Consider the following 17,276-nt stretch of genomic DNA (forward strand, 5'->3'; position numbering starts at 1 on the left):
AATAGGAGGGATTGGAGAATGGCTAAAAAGGCACCTGAAGTTGGAGAATATAAATATGGCTTTCATGACCGTGATGTTTCTGTTTTTCGTACAGAAAAAGGACTAACGAAAAAAGTAGTAGAAGAAATTTCACATATGAAAGAAGAGCCCCAATGGATGCTTGATTATCGTTTGAAGGCATTAGAGCAGTTTTATAAACAACCAATGCCACAGTGGGGCGGCGATCTTTCAGAATTAGATTTTGATGAGATCACCTATTATGTTAAGCCATCTGAACGTTCAGAGCGTTCTTGGGATGAAGTACCAGATGAAATCAAACAAACGTTTGATAAATTAGGTATACCAGAAGCAGAACAAAAATATTTAGCTGGTGTTTCTGCTCAGTATGAATCTGAAGTGGTATATCATAATTTAAAGGAAGATTTAGAGAAATTAGGTATTGTCTTTAAAGATACAGATACTGCATTAAAGGAAAATGAAGATTTATTTAAGCAGTATTTTGGTAAAGTTATTCCATCAGCTGATAATAAATTTGCAGCATTAAACTCTGCGGTTTGGTCTGGTGGATCATTTATCTATGTTCCAAAAGGGGTAAAAGCAGATACACCATTGCAAGCATATTTCAGAATTAACTCAGAGAATATGGGGCAGTTTGAACGTACGTTGATCATTGTTGATGAGGGTGCGTCAGTGCATTATGTTGAAGGGTGTACAGCTCCAACGTATACAACGAATTCATTACACAGTGCGGTTGTTGAGATTTTCGTAAAGAAAGATGCATATTGTCGTTATACAACCATTCAGAATTGGGCGAACAATGTGTATAACCTTGTAACCAAGCGTGCAACTTGTGAAGCCAATGCAACAATGGAGTGGATTGATGGGAACATAGGTTCAAAACTAACGATGAAGTATCCTTCTGTTATCCTAAAAGGCGAAGGTGCACGAGGTATGACCTTATCCATTGCACTAGCAGGTAAAGGACAACATCAAGATGCCGGTGCTAAAATGTACCATCTAGCACCAAATACGTCTTCTACGATTGTTTCAAAATCTATTTCCAAACATGGTGGTAAAGTAACTTATCGTGGAATTGTTCATTTTGGACGTAAAGCAGATGGAGCACGTTCAAATATAGAGTGTGATACGTTAATTATGGATAACAAATCAACTTCAGATACCATACCATACAATGAAATTTACAATGAAAATATTTCATTGGAGCATGAAGCAAAAGTTTCTAAAGTCTCAGAAGAGCAATTGTTCTATCTAATGAGTCGTGGTATTTCTGAGGAAGAAGCAACTGAGATGATTGTAATGGGATTCATTGAACCATTTACAAAAGAACTTCCAATGGAGTATGCAGTAGAAATGAACCGTCTAATTAGCTTTGAAATGGAAGGTTCTATCGGTTAATAAATTATAATGAGCAATTGAGCCCGATCATCATCGGGCTCTTTTCTTTCTAGTAAATCATGCGGAATACTTTTTCGTTTTCGAGAGAAAAAGTGTTAAAATATAATGATAATTAGCGCATTTTAGTTGTTTTAGAAAGTGGATCTATCAAAGGGGTTTTAATAAATGGAAGAACAGTTATTTCTATATTATACAAGTGATTTACATAGCTATTTTAATAATTGGCCAAAAATTGTTTCTTTTTTAAAAGAAAAACAAGCACAACGATTGAGAGACAATCAACACATGATTTTATTAGATAATGGTGACCATATTGATCGCGTACACCCCGTATCTGAAGCATTGTTAGGGCAAGGGAATGTAGCTTTACTTAATGAAGCAAATTATGATGTAGTTACAATAGGAAATAATGAAGGCATTACACTAGATCATGATAGCCTATATCATCTATATGATGATGCTAATTTTTCAGTTGTTTGTGCAAATATTCATAGTAGTGATGGGAATAATCCTAATTGGCTCCATTCTACAACCTATCGCGAGACAAATTCTGGATTGACGATTGGGATAATTGGCCTAACTGCCCCATTTTACGCATTTTATGAACCGCTTCATTGGACAATAGAAGACCCATTTGCCGCATTAGATCGAGAAATAGAACAACTAACCCAAAAAGCGGATATTATTGTATTATTGTCTCACCTTGGAATAAATGATGATGAACGAATAGCAACCTCTTATCCAATGATTGATGTGATTATTGGTGGACATACGCATCATTTGTTTCGAAATGGTGAAATAATAAATAAATCTATCTTAACTGCTGCTGGGAAATATGGTCATTATGTTGGAGAGGTTATTCTGACATGGGATCATGATCAAAATAAACTGATCAATAAACAAGCATATGCAACGCAGATTGATCACTTTTCAGAGGATAAGGAATCAAAGCAACTAATTAGCGAACAAACAAAACGTTCTACTACATTATTAAATCAGCCAATAGCAACTCTGGCGAACTCGCTAAACATCGAGTGGTATAAAACTTCACTAATCATGCAGCAGTTGACGGATATACTACTTGATTGGACAAAAGCTGATTTTGCAATGTTAAACGCGGGTTTGTTACTTAATTCTTTACCAAAAGGTGTAGTTAACTATGCTGATATTCATCGAATTTGTCCTCATCCGATTAATCCATGTGTTGTGACAATCACTGGCCAGGAATTATTGGAAGTTATTCGAGAAGTCTTAACTAAGCGGTTTATGAATTTAGAAGTTCAAGGCTATGGATTTCGTGGAAAAGTTATTGGAAAAATGGTCTTTTCAGGACTAGAGATTAAATCAAATAGAGACAGTGATGGAAATGAACAAGTGACGTCTGTGATGCATAATCAACAACCACTTATTATGAATAAAATCTATTATTTGGCAACAGCAGATATGTTTACTTTTGGGCATCTTTCACCACAAATCGCTCGATCAACATCAAAACAATTTTTTATGCCAGAATTTATTCGAGATCTCTTAATCAAAACATTAGTAAAATATTACTGTACTGATTAAAAAGTCACAGATTATCCAGAAAAATTGTAGATAATTGTAGAAAAATTTGTTACTATTTGTGATAGTTGAGTTAGATCATAGCTTTGAGTTAGGAGAACATTATGAGATTAGTCGCAACAAAATCGATTAAAGAAGGCTCAGAATTAGCTAAACCAATATACAATGACAAAGGAAAAGCATTAATACAAAAGAATGTAAATTTAACGGATGGAATGATTCGTCGTTTACAGGATATGGGTATTACCTATGTTTATATAAAAGATGAAGTGACAGAGGATATTCTTGTTCCTTCTCCAATTTCAGATGAATTACGCATTGAAGCGATTCAAACAGTAAAACAGTCATTTGCAACTTATCAACATAATGGTTTTGGTAAAAAAGTATATCTGATAGACAAAACGAATGAGAGCATGGCAAAAGTTGTCGATTCGATGATCCATCAATTAAAAGATGACCAAGAGGTTTTAACCGTCATGTCTCATATCTTAATTAGCGATGATTATGTATTTTCTCATTCGGTTAATGTAACTATGTATGCATTAGCGCTCGCTACAGAATTGAAGCTTTCTGCTAAACAAATTCGCCAATTAGGTTTAGGTGCAATGTTACATGATGTTGGCAAAATGTTTATATCAGAAGAAATTTTAAATAAAACCGGAAAATTAAATGACCAGGAGTTTGAAATGGTTAAAAAACATACTGAAAAAGGGTTTGATTACCTACGACAGTCTACTAATTTTCCATTATTAGTGGCGCATTGTGCTTATCAGCATCATGAAAGGTTAGATGGATCAGGGTATCCAAGAGGAATTACCCATAAAGATATTCATCCGTTTGGGAAAATCTTAGCAGTTGCTGATGTGTTTGATGCTGTAACAAGTAATCGTGTTTATCGTGACGCGATGCTTCCTCATGAAGGCTTAGAATTATTGTATGCAGGAAGCGGTTCACTTTTTGATCCAGAACTAGTACGTACATTTAAAAATACAATTGCGGTCTTTCCAAATGGATCAACCATATGTCTAAGTGACAACCGAATTGCCATTGTAGTAAAACAAAATCATCAATTATATGAAAGACCTATCGTTCGTGTAATAAAAGAGCAAGGTGAAAGTGTTACACCATATGATCTCGATTTGGCGAAAGAACTTGATCTTACAGTCGTTGATTATGCTCTCTAAATTAAGTTTAAAATGACTACCTCTCTAATATAGTGCATATGCTCTAATAGGGGGGATTTTTGTGTGGAAAAAAACACGGATAAAACGTTATCGAAAACCACCTGCTATTCGTCAATTATTTTTTTTAACGGCTATACTGTTTGTCATCATTACATTCGTTAGTCTAATTATTGTAAATCGAGGAATCAAGCCTGTATTGCTAGAAATTGCTGAAACAAAAAATAAACAATATGCAAATATGGCAATGGGCATTGCTGTCAATAAAAAATTAAATGAAGATTTACAAGTAGAGGAATTAATTGAGTTTCAATATGATAATGACGGACGAGTAGTTAGCTATCACATTAATGCAGCCATGGAGAACCGTGTACAGCGGAATATTCAATATCGTGTAGAGAATTTTATTCATCAATTAGAGCAAGGGATTGTCCCAGATACAAGTGCTCCTTTAGATGTAGATATTGAAGAGCAAGAGCAAACCAATTTAGAAACGATTCAGCAAAAATCAAATCTAATTGAAATTCCCTTGGGTCAAGTGCTTAATTTGCCGTTATTAGCAAACCTAGGTCCTAAGATACCTGTTAATCTTGAACTAGTAGGCTATGTTAGCACAGAAGTGGAGACAAAAGTGACCGGAGTAAAAATAAATAGTGTACACATAGAGCCGACTGTCCACATTGAAGTAGAAATAAGAACCATTATACCTTTTGGTACGAAAACAGCACATATTCAGCAAAATATTCCAATAGGTAGTGGTGGATATAATGGTGATGTGCCACAGTATTATCCTAATAGTGAATCAGAACCAAATTTGTCCATCCCGTTAAACCCCTTGCAATAATCCATTGATCTTGGTAAAATGTTTGAGAAAAAAGAATAAGTAACCTTATCGGATCGATGAGATAGAGGCGCAATATAAAAATAGTACACTATTGGAGTTGACTACGCAGATAATAGTGGAAAGGGTTATATTGCCGAAGTGGGTTTCAGCGTTTGTCAGCGCTTCCTTACTGGTATATCTTTGAATAAGAGATATACTGTCATGTCTTTCACGTGATGAGCTGTTGATCGAATCAAGGATAATTTAACGAACTACCATTTGTTATAAATTATGCAAAAACAGTAATAGGTTTATTTCTATTACTGTTTTTTTATGTACAAACAGAAAAACAGATTAATAGGGGGATGTTCTTTTTAATACATTTGAGGAGGTAACACTGTGGAAGCAACAATTTATTCATTAATTCCTGCTATTCTAATGCTTATTCTTGTACTATTAACAAGGAAAATCCTCTTATCATTAGGTACGGGTATTATTGTTGGTGCACTTTTATTACATGAATTTAATATATTTGCTAGTTTAAAGCAAATATGGATTGTTTTCCGGGATATCTTTTATGTCATTGATGAGGGTTGGAATTTCAGTAATTTGTACTTATTAGGATTTTTATTGTTATTGGGTATTACAACAGCATTTATGACAGCGTCCGGTGGCAGTAAAGCATTTGGAGAGTGGGCGATACGTCGTGTGAAGACTAGAAGAGGCGCACAACTGATTCCATCTGTACTAGGTATTCTTATATTTATCGATGACTATTTTAATAGTTTAGCAGTGGGACAGGTAGCACGACCGGTGACCGATCGTTTTAAAATATCACGTGCAAAATTGGCGTATATTATTGATTCAACCTCAGCACCTATTACGGTTATTACTCCAATTTCGAGTTGGGGTGCCTATATTATTGGAACATTAGGATCTATTTTTGCTGCAGCTGAAATAACAGCATTTCAACCACTTGAAGCATTTGTTCGAATGGTTCCTCTTAACTTTTATGCATTTGCAGCCATTATATCTGTTTTTATAGTTGCTCTGTTCAACTTTAATTTTGGTCTAATGCGAAAACATGAAGAGACAGCTATTTCTACAGGTGAATTGTATGATAAGACGAAAGGAAATATTGCTGGAGATTTACAATCTGAATTAACTCCACATAAGAATGGTAAGATGCGTCATTTGTTATTACCTATAGGTACGTTAGTACTTATAACAGTTATTGTAATGTTAATAACTGGTTATCTTGCTACAGAAGGTCAGGTAACTATTTTTACCTTGTTTGCGAATACAGATGTAAATCTATCTTTATTTATAGGTGGATTAGCAGCTGTGCTTATTTCTCTATGTCTTAGCTTAATGCAAGGTAGTTCAAGTTCAACTACTTTATTAATATTTAAAGAAGGTATAAAATCCATGCTACCGGCTATATATATATTAATTCTTGCATGGATGATTGGATCTATTATTGATTTGATCGGTACTGGTGCTTATTTAGCTGAAGTTGTTGAGCGTCTGTCATTTAATACAGATTATTTAGCCTTACTGTTATTTCTTGTTGCTGGGTTTATGGCTTTATCTACAGGAACCTCTTGGGGAACATTTGGTATTATGCTGCCTATAGCGGCACAAATTGCTTTTGCTTACGATATTGATTTAGTGCTACCTGCAATGGCTGCTGTTTTGGCTGGATCTGTTTTTGGTGATCATTGTTCACCAATTTCTGATACATCGATTCTTTCTTCCACGGGTGCTGGTTCTAATCATATTGATCACGTATTAACACAAATACCATATGCATTGTTAAGTGCTCTAGCAGCAGGGATAGGTTATGTTATTTATGGTTTTACTCATCAAACTTTTGTTGCACTACTAGCTACTATTATTACTATGGTAGTCTTGTTATTCACACTTGGATCTATTGTTAAAAAGAAACGAACATAGGAAAATGGGCTGTCCGAAACAAGTATTTTGGACAGCTTATTTAGTTTCTTAAAAATATGCACAAAATAGTCACAATTAACCCTTTGACATGTGTAGACGGTCTCGTTATAATCAATAAATATCAGAAAAAAATAAAAATTTAAAACATTCCATGTAGTTTTCTGTTTACAATTATTTTCAGAAAATTTAAAACAATTAATATTTTTAGGGATGTAGTAGTTGAAAGGGGAGTTATTTATGGAAAATCGTTCACAATGGGGAACGCGTATAGGGTTCTTACTTGCGGCGATGGGGTCTGCTATTGGTTTAGGAAATATTTGGCGGTTCCCAGCTACAGCTTATGAAAATGGTGGAGGTGCTTTTTTCCTTCCATATTTATTTGCACTAATAACAGCAGGGATACCGTTATTAATTATGGAATATACAATTGGGCACAAATATCGTAGTTCAGCCCCACGTTCGTTTAAACGAATAAGTAAAGGAATGGAGTGGCTTGGTTGGTGGCAAGTTGCTATTTCGTTTATTATATCAACCTATTATCCAATTATTGTTGCTTGGGCAGCAATGTATGCATACTTTTCATTTAGTCAGAGTTGGGGAGATGATCCAACAGGATTTTTCGTGGGTGACTTTTTACAAGTCTCTGAAGCTGGAACATTTGGTTCCATGGTTCCATCTGTTCTGTTTCCACTATTGGCGATTTGGCTAATTGTTTTTGTCATTCTTGGTTTAGGAGTTAAAAAAGGAATCGAAGCAGCAAATAAAATCTTTATTCCGTTATTAGCTATTATATTTATTATTATTGTTATACGTGCTGTAACACTTCCAGGGGCATTAGATGGTTTAGAGGCATTCTTTGCACCTGATTGGTCTACCATTTGGGATGGATCGGTTTGGGTAGCGGCTTACGGACAAATATTCTTTAGCTTATCTATTGCATTCGCGATTATGATTACTTATTCATCTTATTTACCTAAGAAATCTGATATTACAAATAATGCGTTTATTACTGGTTTAGCAAACTCATCATTTGAATTACTAGCTGGAATTGGTATTTTTGCAGCATTAGGATTTATGGCATCACAAACAGATCAAGCAGTAGCTGATGTGGCTGATAGTGGCGTTGGTCTAGCATTTATGGTATTTCCTGAGATTATTAGTCAAATGCCTGCTTCAGGACTATTTGGCGTATTATTCTTTTCAACCTTGTTGTTAGCTGGATTATCTTCATTGATTTCTATTTCAGAAACATATATTGCAGGTATTCAAGAGAAATTTAATGTATCTCGTGGTGTTGCTGTTACAATCGGTGGCGGACTTGCAGCAATTGTATCTTTGTTTTATGCAAATCAAGGTGGACTTAACTTGTTAGATACAGTTGATTATTATATTAATAATTATGGTGTTGCTTTAGCTGGATTGTTTGAAGTAGTAGCTATTGCATGGTTTGCACGTTCATTAAAGGATTTGCAAAGCTATGCGAATGATGTTTCTGATATAAAGTTAGGAACATGGTGGAGATTTTGTCTAAGTTTCATTACACCACTGGTATTAGGCTTTATGATGCTACAAAATTTAAGTACTGATTTAGAAGAAAATTATGCAGGTTATCCATATGAATTTTTATTTAACTTTGGTTGGTTAGTTGCTTTAGGTGCCATGTTCTTTGGTGCATTGATGACAATGAAGAGGTGGCCGAATAAAAAAGACAATGAGTAGATGAAAGGTGTGAATATGACATGTCAAGTGCTGCAATTGCGATGTTTATTATAGGAGCAGTTATTATTTGGGGAGGATTAGCTGCAAGCATTACCTATGCAGTGATTAAATCCAAATAAATAAAAAAATATACAGTTGGTGCCGGCTGCGATAAGTGAAATAATGTGCCGGCTCGGTAGTAAAATAGGAATGAAATATCCGAACGATTATTCAAATCAATCGTTCGGATATTTTTATGAACTAATTAGTTTTGGCTTCGCTTCTCTATTTATTTTTTGCCTTTTGTTCCCATCTTTTTAAGTAGGGATAAGGATCAAAAGCCCATTCACTATATCCATTATCTTTATACATGCCATAATGTAAGTGTGGTGGGAATTTTCCAGAAGTTCCAGGCGGTCCATATCCGGATGCACCAACGGAACCTATAACATCTCCTGGTTTTACCACATCACCTACGGATAGTCCATCTTTAAAACCATTTAAATGAGCATAATAATGATAATTATTATAAATGTCTCTAATCCCAATTCGCCAACCACCAAATCGATTCCAACCTACAATTTCAACAACACCATAACGACTCGCTTTTATTGGCGTGCCGTAATTGGCAAAAATGTCTGTTCCTTCATGAATTCTTCTCCCACCAAATCCTCGCGCATCTCCCCACGTACTTCTATAGCTATAGTTATGTTGTAATGGAATAGGAAAGTCACTATCTTCGAGATTGATTGTACCAAAGGTTTTATATACGTCAGCAATTTGTTCAATCGATTGAACAGTAAGTGCCCGTTTATAGTAGTTCCACAATGCAATTTTGATATCCTGTTCTATTACTCCATAACGTTTTATATAGTTTGCCATACTGTAAAGCACATCTTCATCATTAGTAGGATCAGCTAGTCCGTCCCCATTTCCGTCTTCTCCGATCCCATTACTAATCTGAATGATATTCGTATTTGTAATATGGTTAGGGTTGCTAACGCCAAACCAAAGCTTCTCTGGGATATTAATCGAAATCAATCTATTTTCAGAGGCATTCTTTTCTATGTTTGATTCATATTGGTTAATTGCCGCTAGGTAATACCAAGGTATTTGTGTTAGAGCTTCTGTTTTTTTATATAGAGCCATTTCATCTGTATGAGCTTGTGGTTCTTTTTCTTTAGCTATTGCCTGGGAAATAAAAATAGTGAAGATGACACAAAATATAAGTATTATTTTTTTAAACATACTTATCACCTCCTAATACAAATCAATATATTGGTTAGTGTGTACAAGAAGAAAAAAATGATAAATGTTAAAAAAATCCATTATTCTTATTGTCATGTTGTGTTGGAAGAACTTTGATCATTCATCTAGTTTTTCAAGTCATTGTTATGATAAACTAATGATAATACATGTATTTATCATTTGATGCTTTAAAGGAGAAGAATGGTATATGATTGAAGTGCAAGGAAGAACATACGAAATAATTGAAGAGAACAAATCAGGCTTTGATGAAAATGTGTTTGAAGAGCGATATAGTGATATATTAACAAAATATGATTTTATTGTAGGAGATTGGGGATATGAACAGCTTCGCTTAAAAGGATTTTACGACGATCAAAATCCAAAAGCTACTTTCGACACAAAGTTTAGTACAGTAGATGATTATTTATATGAATACTGTAACTTTGGTTGTGCCTATTTTATAGCTAAACGCATCGATAAATAATCGATGTGTTTTTTTTATGGGTTTTTATGTTATATATCATTTTACCTTTGCTACATTAAGAAAAATGAACTTACTTTCCAAGTTACAGCCTCTAAAAAAAGAACTTCAAGTGCTCAATTATTTAGTATTGAGATTAACCACTCTTTTGATGATCGATGGTACCACTAAATCGGTGTGACATACTTCACACCTTAGGGTTATAAGCGATGTTTTAATAAAAATATAAGTAATTACGTAGATCATATGTAAAAAGTAGCGCATTATTTTGCATAGTAAGACTTTATATGGAGGGAAAAAGATGAAGAAAAAAGCATCTCCACTTTGGCAACGATTAAACTATTTGAAACCGAAGGAAACGTACAGTAATAATCATAGTCAATTACAAGAAGGTGATCGTGATTGGGAAAATGTTTATCGTAGAAGATGGCAACACGACAAAGTTATTCGATCGACGCATGGTGTGAATTGTACTGGATCGTGTAGTTGGAATATCTTTGTGAAAGACGGCATTGTTACTTGGGAAGGACAGAGTATTGATTACCCAACAACAGGTCCAGATATGCCTGAATTCGAGCCGCGTGGATGTCCTAGAGGTGCCAGTTTTTCTTGGTATTTATATAGCCCATTAAGAGTGAAGTATCCGTATATTCGAAAAAAGTTACTCCATTTGTGGCGCGAAGCTAAAAATGAATATGATACTCCGTTAGAGGCTTGGAAAAGTATTGTAGAGAACAAAGAAAAAGCTAATTATTATAAACGTGCAAGAGGAAAAGGTGGATTAGTTCGTGCAGATTGGGATGAAGTTTCCGAAATTGTGGCTGCTTCCGTTTTATATACTACAATAACTTACGGATCAGATCGAAATGTTGGTTTCTCACCTATTCCAGCCATGTCAATGGTAAGTCATGCAGCTGGTAGCAGATTCATGTCATTAATTGGTGGACCAATGTTAAGCTTTTATGATTGGTATGCCGATTTGCCACCAGCTTCACCACAAATTTGGGGCGATCAAACCGATGTGCCTGAAAGTTCAGATTGGTTTAATGCAGGTTACATTATGACTTGGGGTTCCAATGTGCCATTAACACGTACGCCTGATGCTCACTTTTTAGCTGAAGCAAGATATAAAGGAACAAAAGTTGTATCTGTTAGTCCCGATTATGCAGAATCAACGAAATTTTCTGATGACTGGATGGCAGTTAAACAAGGAACAGACGGTGCGGTAGCGATGGCAATGGGTCATGTTATTTTAAATGAATTTTATCAAAAAAATAAGACACCATACTTTGAAGCTTATGCAAAAGAATACACGGATTTCCCTTTTACCGTGCGATTGAAAAAAGTTGGGTCTACTTATCAAGCAGATCGTTTTATTCATGCTAAGGATTTAGGGATTTCAGGTGAGAATAATGAATGGAAGCCAGCAATGTTTAATGAACGGACAAACGATTTTGCCATTCCACAAGGAACGATAGGATCTCGCTGGGATAAAGAAGGAAAATGGAATCTTCATTTGCAAGATGAATTTACGGGGGAAACGATTGAACCACGACTAGGTTTCCTTGGTGTTGAAGATGATGTATTAGAAATACAATTACCATATTTTGATGCGGAAAAACGCACAATAATGAATAGAGCTGTGCCTGTAAAAGAAGTTGAATTAAATGGAAGAACAGAGTATGTAACTTCTGTTTATGATTTAATGCTTGCTAATTATGGCATTGATCGAGGTATTGGTGGAGAAGTAGCACATTCTTATGATGATATTGCACCTTTTACGCCAGCATGGCAAGAAAGTATCAGTAATGTAGATCGTCATTTGATTATTAAAATAGCAAAAGAATTTGCTCAAAATGCAATTGATACAAAAGGCCGCTCTATGATTATTATGGGGGCGGGTATTAATCACTGGTTCCATTCCGATACGATCTATCGTGCAGTTATTAACTTAATTTTAATGGTAGGAGCTCAAGGTGTAAACGGTGGTGGTTGGGCCCATTATGTTGGTCAAGAAAAACTCCGGCCAGCAGAAGGATGGAATACAATAGCCACGGCAAAAGATTGGCAAGGACCACCAAAATTACAAAATGGTACATCCTTTTTCTATTTTGCTACGGATCAATGGCGTTATGAAGAAACTTCTGTTAACGAAATAACCGCTGCAACAGTAGATAAAGCAAGATATGATCATCATGGAGATTATAACATCTTGGCTGCTCGATTAGGTTGGTTACCATCTTATCCAACATTTAATGAAAATGGCATCTCTATTTATGAAGAAGCAAAGACAAATGGAAATGAAAGTACAGATGACATTGCCAAATATGTAGCAAAACAGTTGAAAGATAAGAAATTACAATTTTCCATAGAAGATCCAGATAACCCGGTTAACTATCCACGTAATTTATTCGTATGGCGTGCTAACTTAATTTCAAGTTCAGGAAAAGGACATGAATATTTCCTTAAACATTTATTAGGTGCAGACCATGGACTTTTAAATGATGATAAAAATAGTATACGACCAGAAGAGATTAAATGGCGCGAAGAAGCACCAGAAGGGAAATTAGACTTGTTAATTGACCTTGACTTCCGAATGGCAGGAACAGGATTGTATTCTGATATTATTTTACCTGCATCCACTTGGTATGAAAAATATGATTTATCAAGTACAGATATGCATCCATTCGTACATCCATTTAACCCAGCTGTCGCATCACCATGGGAATCTAAATCAGATTGGGATATATTTAAGAAATTAGCAAAGAGTGTTTCTGATTTAGCAGATGAACTTGACATGGATCCAATTAAAGAGGTGGTAGCTACACCGTTACAACATGATACACCACAGGAGATGTCGCAACCATTTGGAGAAATTAAAGATTGGTCGAAGGGTGAATGTGAACCGATACCTGGAAAAACCATGCCAAACATTCATGTTGTTGAAAGGGATTATAAGCAAATTTATAAAAAGATGACTTCTATTGGTCCAAATGTTGCTACAAACCCTTATGGCGGTAAAGGAATTAGTTGGTCAATGGAAAAAGAATATGAACAAGTGAAACACGCTATAGGTACTGTGGAAGAAGAAGGGGTTTCCAAAGGATTACCTAATATTGAACATGCGAAAGATGCTTGTGAAGCAATATTAATCATGTCCTCTACAACAAATGGAAAGATTGCAGTAAAAGCTTGGGAAGCATTAGAACAACAAACCAGCTTGGAATTAAAGGATTTAGCTCAAGAACGTGAAGAAGATTTATTCAATTTAGAACAAATTAATGCACAACCTAAAACAGTGATTACTTCACCAGCCTTTAGTGGTTCAGAAAAAGGTGGTAGAAGATATTCACCATTTACAACAAATATTGAGCGTATGATTCCTTTCCATACCATCACGGGAAGACAGTCCTATTATTTAGACCATGAGATGATGAAAGAGTTTGGCGAGGAAATGGCAACGTATAAACCAATGTTACATCATACGCCATTCCAAAAGGATCGTCCAAAGGTGGAAGGAAAAGAAATCACCTTGAATTACTTAACACCACATAATAAATGGTCGATCCACAGTATGTATTATGATGCCCAACCGATGCTGACATTGTTTAGAGGTGGGCCTACGATTTGGATGAATCATGAAGATGCTAAAGAAGTGGATATTGAAGATAATGATTGGATTGAATGTTTCAACCGAAATGGTGTTGTTGTTGCTCGAGCTGTTGTTTCCCACCGAATACCAAGAAGTGTTGCATTTATGTATCACGCACAAGACAGACATATTCACGTACCAGGAACTAATCTTACAAAAAACCGAGGTGGGACACATAACAGTCCAACAAGAATACATGTGAAGCCTACGCATATGATTGGTGGCTATAGTCAATTGAGCTATGGGTTTAACTATTATGGCCCTACCGGAAATCAAAGAGATTTACATGTTGTAATCAGAAAGATGAAGGAGGTTGAATGGCTTGAAGATTAAAGCACAAATTGGCATGGTAATGAACTTAGATAAGTGTATTGGTTGTCATACATGTAGTGTGACATGTAAAAACACTTGGACAAATCGTCCAGGGGCAGAATATATGTATTTTAATAATGTAGAAACAAAACCCGGAATTGGTTACCCAAAACAATGGGAAGATCAAGAAAAATATAAAGGCGGATGGGAATTAGATAAAAAAGGCGAACTAAAGCTTAAATCTGGTTCAAAAGTAAATCGGTTATTCAATTTATTTTATAATCCAAACCAACCCGAGATAGATGATTATTATGAGCCTTGGGACTACGATTATGAAACATTAACGAATAGCCCTGAAAGAAAACATCAACCTGTAGCAAGAGCAAAGTCAACCATAACTGGAGAATTTATGGACTTGGATTGGGGACCAAACTGGGAAGATGACCTTGCTGGTGGTCATATTACAGGTTTACGTGATCCAAATGTTGTGCAAATGGAAGAATCAATAAAAACTGAATTTGAAGATGTATTTATGATGTATTTACCACGTATTTGTGAACACTGTATTAATGCACCTTGTGTTTCATCTTGTCCATCAGGTGCAATGTATAAACGTGATGAAGATGGTATTGTGCTTGTTGATCAGAATGCTTGTCGTGCGTGGAGACACTGCGTTACTTCTTGTCCGTATAAAAAAGTATATTTCAATTGGAAAACGAATAAAGCAGAAAAGTGTACGATGTGTTACCCAAGAATCGAGAATGGTCAACCAACAATCTGCTCAGAAACGTGTGTTGGTAGGATTCGATACATTGGTGTGATGCTTTATGATGCAGATAGAGTATTGGAAGCTTGTTCTGTTGAAGATGAAAAAGACTTGTATCATGAACAATTAGGTATCTTTTTAGATCCAAATGATCCAGAGGTGATTAAGGAAGCGAAAAAAGAAGGGATTCCTATGGACTGGATTGAAGCGGCGCAACAATCTCCATTGTATAAAATGATTATTGATTGGAAAATTGCATTGCCATTGCATCCAGAGTATCGTACGATGCCAATGGTTTGGTATATTCCACCACTTAGTCCGATTATGAATATGATTGAAGGAAAAGGAAGTCAAGCGGATACAGATGATATCTTCCCAGCTATTGATGAAATGCGCATACCGATTGAGTATCTTGCCAATCTGTTAACAGCAGGTGATACCAATCATATTCGGACTGTATTGAAAAAGATGGCAGTAATGCGCAGTTATATGCGTGCAGAACAAACAGGAAAAGACTTTGATGTTTCGGTTATTGAGGAATTAGGGCTTAAAGAAACGGATATTAAAAAAATGTATCGATTATTAGCTATCGCAAAATATAATGATCGTTTTGTTATTCCAAAAAGCCATAAAGAAGATGCTGAAGACTTGTATTATGATCAAGGCGCTTGTGGATTGGATTTTGCCGGCGGACCAGGAAGTTGCGGCGTGTTATCTTAATTACTATCTTTTGTTAATTTATTTTAAAAATTAGAGATACAGAGCAAGCAAATATTTGTTAATTGCTCTGTATCTTAACTGGATGAACCTAATAAAGAGGATGAAGAAAATGAAACAAACAGATATCTATCAACTGCTTGCTTTTTTATTAAACTATCCGAATGAAGACATGAAACATACCCTACCAGAAATAAAGGAATTGTTACAGTCCGTTGAAGATGAGGAAATACGACAAAAGCTAGATACGTTTGTCAGTGAAATAGATAAATTAAGCCTAGATGAATGGATTCATAGTTATGTAGAACAGTTTGATTTTGGCAAAAAAACGAATTTGTATGTAACCTATTTAAAAATGGGAGAACAAAAAGAACGTGGTTTAGAGCTATTAAAATTAAAGAAATTTTATCAAGCTGCTGGGTTTAGTGTTACGGATAAAGAACTACCAGATTATGTTCCATTAATGCTAGAGTTTTCTGCCAATGTATCTACTGAAATAAGAAAAGAACTATGGAAAGTACATGAGCGGGCAATATGGGAAATTAGAGATAAGTTGCTATCTATAAACAGTTTCTATATTCCAGTTTTTGATGTGATTATTCAATTGCTTAAAAAAGATGGAGTGGAACATCAGGCATTAGCAGAAAAACAACCTCCTACACCAAATCTGGAAGATCAGGCAATTCTTGCATCGATGCGAGATCAATTAATTAAGAACCAATTAGGTTAATGATTTTAAGAAAAGGGGCGAAAGCTTATGGGCTCTCTGGCATTATTACTTTGGGGTGTTTTCCCTTATATCGTCTTAACAATTTTTATTGGCGGTTTGATTTATCGTTATCAAAAGGACCAATTTGGTTGGACAACAAAATCTAGTGAATTACTAGAAAAGAAACGTTTACGTATTGGATCGCTAATGTTTCACTGGGGATTAATCTTTGTTTTAGGCGGTCATTTTGCCGGGTTAATTGTTCCGGTTCAATTTTACAATGCATTAGGCGTTTCGGAACATTTCTATCATAATATTGCACTTATTTTTGGTTTACCTGCTGGGATAGTAGCATTTATTGGAATTGTTTTGTTGGCTTATCGAAGAATTAGCGTGAAACGTATAAAAGCAACCACATCAATGGGTGATTGGATATCACTGTTCTTAGTTATTCTTGTAATAGCTACAGGGTTATTGGCGACAAGTATGAATATTGACTCTCATGGATTTGATTATCGTACAACCATTGCTCCTTGGTTAAGAGGATTATTTGTCTTTCATATTCAGCCTGAGTTAATGGCTGATGTACCAATTTGGTTTAAAATTCATATTTACTCAACTTTCGCATTATATGTTGCTTGGCCATTTACTCGATTGGTGCACGCGTTTAGTTTCCCGATACGCTATTTAAGTAGAAATTATGTTATCTATAAAAGAAGAATACGTCACCGAGCTTCATAAAAATTGTAAACTC

13 protein-coding genes and 1 riboswitch are annotated in these 17,276 nt (G+C 35.3%); of the genes, 12 read left to right on the top strand and 1 reads right to left on the bottom strand.

All coding sequences use genetic code 11. The features are described 5' to 3' along the window. The first annotated feature begins 18 nt into the window (after positions 1–18). The 7 genes from sufB to BN1058_RS14145 all read left to right on the top strand — a co-directional run bounded on the left by sufB (position 19) and on the right by BN1058_RS14145 (position 8,777). A complete protein-coding gene (sufB, locus tag BN1058_RS03870; protein WP_090853126.1) occupies positions 19–1,416 on the top strand; it encodes a Fe-S cluster assembly protein SufB in 1,398 nt (465 codons plus the stop codon). A gap of 165 nt (positions 1,417–1,581) precedes the next feature. Further along, positions 1,582–2,982, top strand: a complete 1,401-nt coding sequence (locus BN1058_RS03875; RefSeq protein ID WP_090853129.1) for a bifunctional metallophosphatase/5'-nucleotidase — start codon at positions 1,582–1,584, stop codon at positions 2,980–2,982. Positions 2,983–3,083: 101 nt separating this feature from the next. After that, positions 3,084–4,163 (top strand): HD-GYP domain-containing protein, encoded by a 1,080-nt coding sequence (locus BN1058_RS03880; protein WP_090853132.1) that lies wholly within the window; start codon positions 3,084–3,086, stop codon positions 4,161–4,163. A gap of 61 nt (positions 4,164–4,224) precedes the next feature. After that, positions 4,225–5,004: a sporulation protein YunB gene (gene yunB / locus BN1058_RS03885; RefSeq protein WP_255306980.1), complete on the top strand. Its 780-nt coding sequence runs from the start codon at positions 4,225–4,227 to the stop codon at positions 5,002–5,004. Between the two features lie 54 nt (positions 5,005–5,058). After that, a riboswitch (Lysine riboswitch) is annotated at positions 5,059–5,235 on the top strand. Positions 5,236–5,382: 147 nt separating this feature from the next. Next, entirely contained in the window at positions 5,383–6,939 is a 1,557-nt protein-coding gene (locus BN1058_RS03890; protein ID WP_090853135.1) for a Na+/H+ antiporter NhaC family protein, read from the top strand. A 237-nt stretch (positions 6,940–7,176) separates the two neighbouring features. Further along, positions 7,177–8,658, top strand: a complete 1,482-nt coding sequence (locus BN1058_RS03895) for a sodium-dependent transporter (protein ID WP_090853138.1) — start codon at positions 7,177–7,179, stop codon at positions 8,656–8,658. 20 nt (positions 8,659–8,678) lie between these two features. Then, positions 8,679–8,777 carry a MetS family NSS transporter small subunit gene (locus BN1058_RS14145; RefSeq protein WP_141652112.1) on the top strand — a complete coding sequence of 33 codons (99 nt, stop codon included), beginning with the start codon at positions 8,679–8,681 and terminating at the stop codon, positions 8,775–8,777. 145 nt (positions 8,778–8,922) lie between these two features. Here BN1058_RS14145 and BN1058_RS03900 read toward each other — a convergent pair whose 3' ends face one another. After that, on the bottom strand, positions 8,923–9,885 hold the full coding sequence (locus BN1058_RS03900; RefSeq protein ID WP_090853141.1) for a M23 family metallopeptidase: 963 nt from the start codon (positions 9,883–9,885) through the stop codon (positions 8,923–8,925). Between the two features lie 208 nt (positions 9,886–10,093). On the opposite strand from BN1058_RS03900, the gene BN1058_RS03905 reads away from it, so the two are divergent. The 5 genes from BN1058_RS03905 to narI all read left to right on the top strand — a co-directional run bounded on the left by BN1058_RS03905 (position 10,094) and on the right by narI (position 17,263). Next, positions 10,094–10,369, top strand: coding sequence for a YutD family protein (locus BN1058_RS03905; protein WP_090853144.1), 276 nt, complete (start codon positions 10,094–10,096; stop codon positions 10,367–10,369). A 298-nt stretch (positions 10,370–10,667) separates the two neighbouring features. Continuing rightward, on the top strand, positions 10,668–14,351 hold the full coding sequence (locus tag BN1058_RS03910; protein WP_090853147.1) for a nitrate reductase subunit alpha: 3,684 nt from the start codon (positions 10,668–10,670) through the stop codon (positions 14,349–14,351). Further along, the gene (gene narH / locus BN1058_RS03915) at positions 14,341–15,816 is read left to right on the top strand and encodes a nitrate reductase subunit beta (protein ID WP_090853150.1); all 1,476 of its coding nucleotides are present in this window, start codon (positions 14,341–14,343) and stop codon (positions 15,814–15,816) included. The genes BN1058_RS03910 and narH overlap by 11 nt, the downstream gene beginning before the upstream one ends. A gap of 109 nt (positions 15,817–15,925) precedes the next feature. After that, a complete protein-coding gene (gene narJ / locus BN1058_RS03920; protein WP_176694438.1) occupies positions 15,926–16,543 on the top strand; it encodes a nitrate reductase molybdenum cofactor assembly chaperone in 618 nt (205 codons plus the stop codon). Between the two features lie 27 nt (positions 16,544–16,570). Next, entirely contained in the window at positions 16,571–17,263 is a 693-nt protein-coding gene (gene narI / locus BN1058_RS03925) for a respiratory nitrate reductase subunit gamma (RefSeq protein ID WP_090853156.1), read from the top strand. Positions 17,264–17,276 lie beyond the last annotated feature (13 nt).

Origin of the sequence: Paraliobacillus sp. PM-2 (genome assembly GCF_001368815.1) — a bacterium.
Taxonomy (GTDB): Bacteria; Bacillota; Bacilli; order Bacillales; family Amphibacillaceae; genus Paraliobacillus.